Origin of the sequence: uncultured Clostridium sp. (genome assembly GCF_937920395.1) — a bacterium.
Lineage (GTDB): Bacteria > Bacillota > Clostridia > Clostridiales > Clostridiaceae > Clostridium_AD.
In genome coordinates this window covers 1-7,493 of the sequence record NZ_CALEVF010000365.1, presented here as the reverse complement: position 1 = coordinate 7,493, position 7,493 = coordinate 1, and the positions used below count along the sequence as shown (strand labels likewise).

Here is a 7,493-nt window from a genome sequence, read left to right as displayed (position 1 = left end):
ATCATAGTTCATTCAGGACTTTCATTAGTCCTGCTAAAGAAGTTTGATTGAAATTACTTGGAATTGTTACATGTATACTCTTGAAAAATATCTGAAAATCATCCAATTTATCTGAAGTTAGTATTGCCTGATCTGCATTTGAAAGGATTGGAGTGATTTCAGCAAATGTTATTTCGTTATTCGGATTTTGCTTTTCATTTATTTTATGATTCCAATAATGATACTTGCCTTTACTAATTTCATTGTCTTTACACCATTTTGAAACTGACATTCCGCTTTTAGTTCTTTCATTAATTCTTTGCTCCCAGAGAATCTGATCTTTAGCTGTGGATCTCAAAATAAAACCTCCCATCGACTACTTTATCAAAGTATATCAAACCGTAGGTTAATTTACATTACGGTGCTTGTTCCATCGCTTACAATAGTTTTAATATTTATTCCAAAACATTGACTTTGTATCTATATGATGCTAAGGTTATAGTACTATAACAATACAAAGTTAGTTTTATAGACATAGTCATAAAAATATAAACAATATAGAAAGGAAAAATGATTATGAGAAATTTAGATGAAAAAAATAAGGATGGATTAACTGAAAAGGAATTTTTGAGTAGTTATGTGCCAGGAAATTATGATAGACCTTCTAATACCGTGGATATGTTGCTTTTCACGATAGACGATATACCTGTAGAGGGAAAAGATCCTGATAAAGCACTTAAAATGCTTTTGATAAGGAGAGGTAACCATCCATATATGGGGTGTTATGCAATTCCTGGTGGGTTCGTGAATATTGATGAAGGATTAAGTACTGCTTGTTACAGGGAGTTAAAAGAAGAAACTAATATTGATAGTGTATATTTTGAGCAGCTAAAAACTTTTGGTGATTTAGTAGATAGAGATCCAAGAATGAGAGTTATTTCGATAGCATACCTAGCACTTGCTGATAAAACAAATATTAAGGAAGTAGCAGGGGATGATGCTAATTATGCACAATGGTTTACAGTGAAAAAAGATTTTATTTCATCGGACAATTCTTTAACAGAGAGAATCGATGTTTATAATCTAACACTTATTTCAGATGATGGTGAGGTTAAAATAGGCTATGTTGTTTCTGAAAGATTTGTTAAAAATGGAATTATATCTATTAAAGTGCCATCTTATGAGCCGATGAAGTGGAGTAAAGATGAACTTGCTTTCGATCATATTGATGAGGTGTATTATGCATTAGATAGATTAAAAAACAAGATAGAATACACCCCAATAGCATTTTCATTACTTCCAAAATATTTTACGTTAAGAGAAGCTCAAAAAATATATGAAGTCATTCTTAATTTAGAAAAACCTTTATCAAGGGCTAATTTTAGGCGTAAAATCAAGAAGATGGTAGTAGTAACTAATAAAGAAAAAACAACTGCTGGAAGACCTGCAACCTGTTATAAGTTTAATGAAAACTGGGAGCATAATTTTTTAGATTAATAGATTATATATAGTCTATGAACAAAGTAAGTTAAATAAGCATAAAATGCGCCTTATGAGATATAAAAGAGAGGAAATGATATATATGATAAATCTACTAATAAATAAAATATTTGATATGCAAAATGAAATAAAGGGAAATGAAGTTAGTCTAAATGATCTTCCAAAAGAAAAAACAGCTTTGATAGTTATGGACATGGTAAATGGGTTTGTTAATACAGGAATAATGTCTTCACCAAGAGTTAAAACTATTATAGATAATATTGTAGCTATCAATGAGCGTACATACGGATATAAAAAAGTATTCTTTTTGGAGCAACATGATGAAAATTCTACTGAGTTTAAAATATATGGAAGACATTGTTTAAAAAACAGTACCGAGGCCGAACTTATCTCTTCATTAAACTGTGGAGCTACTCTACATAGTAATACTACAAAAATACATAAAAATAGTACTAATGGTTTTCATGCACCAGAATTTAAAACATGGCTAACAGAAAATGAAACACAAATTGAAAATTATATTATAGAAGGTTGTTCAACGGACATATGTGTTAAACATTTTGCAGAAACATTAAAAACATATTTCAACGAAAAAAATATTGATAGAAGAATTATTGTGCCAATAGATTCAGTAGAGACTTTTGACACTGGAACTCATGATGGTGATTTAATGAAAGTTATATCTCTTTGGGAAATGAAATCTAATGGTATAGAGGTAGTTGATACTATAAAATAGACAGATTATTAGTACTACTTTAGTATTAAGCGAGGAGAGATATGAAAATGAGCAATGAATTCAATATTAAAGAGCAGCGAAATCTTTCAATGTTAATGGATTTTTATGAATTAACAATGTCAAATGGATATTTTGTAAATGGTGTCACTGATACAATTGTGTATTTTGATATGTTTTATAGAAAGAACCCAGATGGAGCAGGATTTTCAATAACGGCGGGTCTTGAACAACTTGTACTGTTTGTTAAGAATTTAAAATTCACAAGAAATGATATAGATTTTTTAAGAAGCAAGGGCGTTTTGTCAGAACAGTTTTTATCGTATTTACTAACATTTAAATTCTCAGGAGACATATATGCAATTCCAGAGGGCACTGTAGTATTTCCAAATGAAGCAATAGTAACAATTAAAGCAAAGGTAATTGAGGCTCAACTTATAGAGACTATGTTGCTTTTAACAATTAATCATCAAAGCTTAATAGCTACAAAAGCTAACAGAATAGTAAGAGCCGCAAAGGGAAGACCAATACTTGAACTTGGAGCAAGAAGAACCCATGGTGCTGATGCAGCTATAATGGGAGCAAGAGCAGCATATATTGGAGGAGTAAGTGGAACAGCTACAACTATTGCAGAGCAAATGTATGGAGTTCCTGCTACTGGAACAATGGCACATTCACGGGTACAATTTTTTGGAGACGAATATAAAGCTTTTGAAACATATGCAAGAACTTACCCAGATACATGTACATTACTTGTTGATACATACAACGTTATAACATGTGGTATACCAAATGCTATTAAGGTATCCAAAGATGTTCTAGAGCCAATTGGAAAAAGGTTAAAGGCAATTAGACTTGATAGTGGAGATCTTGCTTATCTTTCGAAAAAAGTAAGAATTATGCTAGACGAGGCAGGGTTAATAGATTGCAAAATAGTGGCTTCTAATAGTTTAGATGAGTTCATTATAACTGAATTATTAAATCAAAATGCTAAAATAGACATATTTGGTGTTGGCGAAAGGTTAGTAACAGCAAAATCAGAACCAGTATTTGGTGGTGTATATAAACTGGTGGCGGTGGAAGAAGAGGGAGTAGTTGTTCCAAGAATTAAATTGAGCGAAAATGAAGAAAAGATCATTAATCCAGGATATAAAATGTGCTGGAGATTATATGATAAAAATACGCACAAGGCAATTGCTGATGTTATTACATTGGCAGGTGATGTTATAAATGAAACAGCCCCATATAGAATTTTTGATCCAGTTCTTACTTGGAAGAAGAAAAAGATTACTAATTTTTATGCTAAAAAACTTCAAGTGCCAATATTTATTAATGGAGAGTGTATATACACATTACCAACGATAGAAGAAATTAGAGCTTATTGTAAAAAGCAAGTAGATAGCATATGGGATGAAGTTAAGAGGTTTTCTAATCCTCACAAGTATTTTGTTGATTTATCTCACGAACTTTGGATTGTTAAGCAAGAGTTAATTAAAAAATATAGAAATCTTGAAGAAAAAAATGAAAAATAAATTAGGTTTAATTAGGGAGGTAAATTATTATGAAAACAAGGGGAATACACAAAGTAGTAACAGGAACAAATCCTAATGATTATACCAAAGGCTTCCCATGGCATCCACACAGGGGAATAGAAACAGTTACTTATCTTATAAGTTGAGATATTGAGCATATAGATAGTTTAGGTAATAAGGGAAGTATATTAGATGGATGTTGTCAATGGATGACAGCAGGTGGTGGTATACTTCATCAGGAAATGCCAAAATCATCAAATAGAATGCTTGGGGTTCAACTTTGGCTTAATCTACCACAAAAAAATAAAATGATAAGCCCAAAGTATCGAGATATTAGAGCAGATATGGTACCTAAGCTAGACACAACATTGTTTATATATATTTCTCTAGTTACTCGTTATTCTTCTGGCTGTATTATAATTAGGCATATATTTTAAATCTAAAATTTTAATTGATGACCCAGTTTTGGGTGAATGTATAAACTTTCCATCTCCAACATAAATACCAACATGAGATATAGGTTTTCCAAAAAAAACTAAATCTCCTGTCTTAAGGGAAGATTTTTTAACGACATTTCCTTTTAATGTTTGTGATGATGCAATGCGTGGTAGAGTTACTTTAAAATTCCTATACACATACATAGTAAAACCAGAACAATCAAAACCAGCCGTGGTAATTCCACCATATTTATATGGTATGCCAATGAATTTTTTTGCATAGTTTACGATATTAGTCCCTGTAAGCTTGTTTTTACTTGCTGCTGATTGAGTGATTTTTGTTGTGTATATAAGTACCTTAGCCTGTGCAGGCGTACTTGTAATACTTATTGAGCTTGCAAGTAGTAAAGCAAGAGCAAATGATGTAATATTTTTAACTTTCTTCATTATGGCCTCCTCTGTAAACGTGATCTGTAATATATTCTGTATAAATACATAATATCCTTTAATAAAACATAAACTTTTTTTATTATACTAATTAAGGGTATAATGAATAATAATATTTGAAGGTGATATAATATAATTAAATACATATAAAGATACAATTTGTATCAATTATGTGAAAACTATTAGTATTTTATTGTGGCAAGCATATGATTTAAAGAATATAGGAGTTGGGTTTATGACAAAAACAATTATAAGAATACAAAGTATTGAAATCGAAGGTTTTAAAAACATTCAAAAGGGAATTATTGAGTTGTCTGCTTATAGACAAAAAAAATATTATAGTGGTAAATCAGATATAATTGGAATTTATGGACAAAATGGTTCAGGTAAAACAACTATAGTAGAAGCTTTTAAGTTATTTAAAACAATAGCAAGCGGTGAAAAATTGCCGGATGATATTAAAAATTATATAAATGAATTAGAAGATGTAGCTACTTTGAAATTTGCTTTTTACATTGAAATGAAAGAACAAAAGTTATTAGTATATTACCAGATGTCGTTAAGACGAAAAGATGGGGGAGCTGAGTTGTATAATGAAAAGCTAAGCTATTCTCAAATAAATGAAGATAATAAAAAAAGAAAAATTGATATAATTGAATATCTTATAGATTTAAAGGATACATATATATTGCCCAAAGCTCGTTATAGTGAGTTAATAAGAAATAATAAAGAAAATGAATTTAATCTTGAAGTTAGTAAAAGATTATCAATTAAAGAAAAAACCTCTTTTATTTTTAATGATAGTTTAGAAGAAATTTTTAAAAGTAATTCTATGTGTCCTGATTATTTTAATATTATTAATGTCATTAAGCATTTTGCTAGAGTAAATTTGTTTGTAATAACAAATGAGCATTCAGCGACTATAAGCCTTAATTATATGCCATTAAGTTTTAGAATGGAGGATCATGAGGGCGTAACTAGTGGAGATATTGCAATTAACTTATTAGGTACATCCAATATAGATAAAAAGAGGTATAATATAGCTACAAAAATTATAAAACAACTGAATGTGGTGTTAGGTACTATTATCCCTAACTTACAATTAGAGATTAATAATTTAGGAAATGAGTTATATAAGAATGAGAAAGAAGTAATAAGAATACAATTGCTTTCTATTAAAAAAGATATAAAGATTCCTTTGAAATATGAATCTGAGGGCATAAAAAAGATAATTTCTATTTTAAGTACATTAATATCAATGTATAATAACCCATCAATTTGTTTAATTGTTGATGAACTTGATGCTGGTATATTTGAGTATTTGTTAGGTGAATTATTAAAAATAATAGAGCAAGAAGGAAAAGGGCAATTTATATTTACGTCACATAACTTACGACCACTTGAAATGTTAGAAAAAGAATCATTGGTGTTTAGTACAACGAATCCTCAAAATAGATTTATAAGAATAACTAATATAAAAAGTAATAATAATCTTCGAAATGTATATCTTCGTGGTGTTGATTTGGGTGGGCTTAATGAGTGTGTATATGAAGAAACTAATAGTTTTGAAATTGCACATGCCTTTAGAAAAGCTGGTGATATTCTTTATGAAGAGTAAAAAAATAGTTTTATTTATAGTTGAAGGAATAACTGACAGAAATTCATTTGCATTGATTTTATCCAAAATAATTGAGAGAAACAAAATAGTGAGGTTCAAAGTTATTAATGGTGATGTAACAACTCAAAATGGAGTTAATGCAAGTAATATTTATACGAAAATCACGCATTATATAAAAGAGTTTATAACTAGTGACATGTATAAGAAAAGTGATATTTTCAGTGTAATTCATTTAGTAGATACGGATGGTGCATTTATTAATGATGAGCAAATACTGCAAAAGAATACGGATAGCATTGAATATAATACGCAAAATATATATGCGAGAAATGTAGATAATATAAAAAAACGTAATAAACAAAAATCACAAATTCTCAGTAAATTAGCAGCCACCAATATAGTATATGCGAATTTAAATTATCGGGTATATTTCTTTTCTTCTAATTTGGAACATGTAATTCATAATAGGCAAAGTGTTAACGCGGTTGAAAAACGTGAGTATGCTGAGAAATTTGAAGATAGATTTATCGCTAGCCCTATTAGTTTTATCGAATTTATGAATAATCCAGAGTTTATAATTAATGGTGAATATAAAGATACTTGGGAGTTTATAAAAAAAGATACAAATTCTTTAAAACGATTTAGTAATTTCAATTTATACCTTAACACAATAAAAACTTAGTAGCTACTCAAAATATCGCAAGAGCTAAATTCATCAATGTTTTATATGCCATTTTTATGAACTACAAAAATAAAGTAGACTACCAAAAGGTTGTCTACTTTATTTTAAAACTTTGATATTTATTTTTCATTTTGAAGTAAACTGTGATGTCTACTATACAAGAAGTAAATTACTATTCCAATTAATAACCAAATTACAAACCTAATCCATGTTACTAGTGGTAAGGCTGACATTAAATAAATACAAGCAGCCGCAGAAATGATAGGTAGAACGGGTACCCATGGACACCTGAATTTTCTTTCAATATTAGGCATAGTTTTCCTAAGTACTATAACTCCAATAGATACTAAAACAAATGCAAATAATGTACCTATATTGCATAATTTTATTATTTCATCTAATGGTAAAAATCCAGCCATTATACCAGCAATACTACCTGTTATTATTGTACAAAGGGTAGGAGTTTTGTGAACTGGGTGTACCTTTGAAAAAATCTTTGGAAGTAACCCGTCTCTTGACATAACCATAAATACTCTAATTTGTCCATAAAGCATTACAAGTAGTG

8 protein-coding genes and 1 pseudogene are annotated in these 7,493 nt (G+C 29.5%); 6 read left to right on the top strand and 3 right to left on the bottom strand.

Features of this window, described 5'->3' with window-relative positions:
* Window position 1 precedes the first annotated feature (1 nt).
* Window positions 2-337 (bottom strand): IS66 family insertion sequence element accessory protein TnpA, encoded by a 336-nt coding sequence (locus tag Q0649_RS21370; protein ID WP_298846661.1) that lies wholly within the window; start codon window positions 335-337, stop codon window positions 2-4.
* 218 nt (window positions 338-555) lie between these two features.
* On the opposite strand from Q0649_RS21370, the gene Q0649_RS21365 reads away from it, so the two are divergent.
* The 4 genes and pseudogenes from Q0649_RS21365 to Q0649_RS21350 form a co-directional block, all read left to right on the top strand.
* Complete coding sequence (locus tag Q0649_RS21365; protein ID WP_298846660.1) at window positions 556-1,476, top strand: NrtR DNA-binding winged helix domain-containing protein; 921 nt, start codon at window positions 556-558, stop codon at window positions 1,474-1,476.
* A 55-nt stretch (window positions 1,477-1,531) separates the two neighbouring features.
* Window positions 1,532-2,215, top strand: a complete 684-nt coding sequence (locus Q0649_RS21360; protein ID WP_298846659.1) for an isochorismatase family cysteine hydrolase — start codon at window positions 1,532-1,534, stop codon at window positions 2,213-2,215.
* Between the two features lie 47 nt (window positions 2,216-2,262).
* Window positions 2,263-3,744: a nicotinate phosphoribosyltransferase gene (locus Q0649_RS21355; protein ID WP_298846657.1), complete on the top strand. Its 1,482-nt coding sequence runs from the start codon at window positions 2,263-2,265 to the stop codon at window positions 3,742-3,744.
* A 29-nt stretch (window positions 3,745-3,773) separates the two neighbouring features.
* Window positions 3,774-4,106, top strand: a pseudogene (locus Q0649_RS21350) (pirin family protein); the annotation flags it as partial.
* A gap of 24 nt (window positions 4,107-4,130) precedes the next feature.
* Here Q0649_RS21350 and Q0649_RS21345 read toward each other — a convergent pair.
* Complete coding sequence (locus tag Q0649_RS21345) at window positions 4,131-4,628, bottom strand: C40 family peptidase (protein WP_298846655.1); 498 nt, start codon at window positions 4,626-4,628, stop codon at window positions 4,131-4,133.
* Between the two features lie 235 nt (window positions 4,629-4,863).
* Here Q0649_RS21345 and Q0649_RS21340 point away from each other — a divergent pair, with 235 nt between their 5' ends.
* Both Q0649_RS21340 and Q0649_RS21335 read left to right on the top strand, forming a co-directional pair.
* Window positions 4,864-6,246 carry an AAA family ATPase gene (locus Q0649_RS21340; RefSeq protein WP_298846653.1) on the top strand — a complete coding sequence of 461 codons (1,383 nt, stop codon included), beginning with the start codon at window positions 4,864-4,866 and terminating at the stop codon, window positions 6,244-6,246.
* The gene (locus Q0649_RS21335; RefSeq protein WP_298846651.1) at window positions 6,236-6,928 is read left to right on the top strand and encodes a hypothetical protein; all 693 of its coding nucleotides are present in this window, start codon (window positions 6,236-6,238) and stop codon (window positions 6,926-6,928) included. Before Q0649_RS21340 ends, Q0649_RS21335 begins: the two co-directional genes overlap by 11 nt.
* Window positions 6,929-7,047: 119 nt before the next feature.
* Here the strand turns inward: Q0649_RS21335 and Q0649_RS21330 are convergent.
* Window positions 7,048-7,493 (bottom strand): amino acid permease (locus Q0649_RS21330; RefSeq protein ID WP_298846649.1); only part of this gene is annotated, 446 nt, incomplete at its 5' end.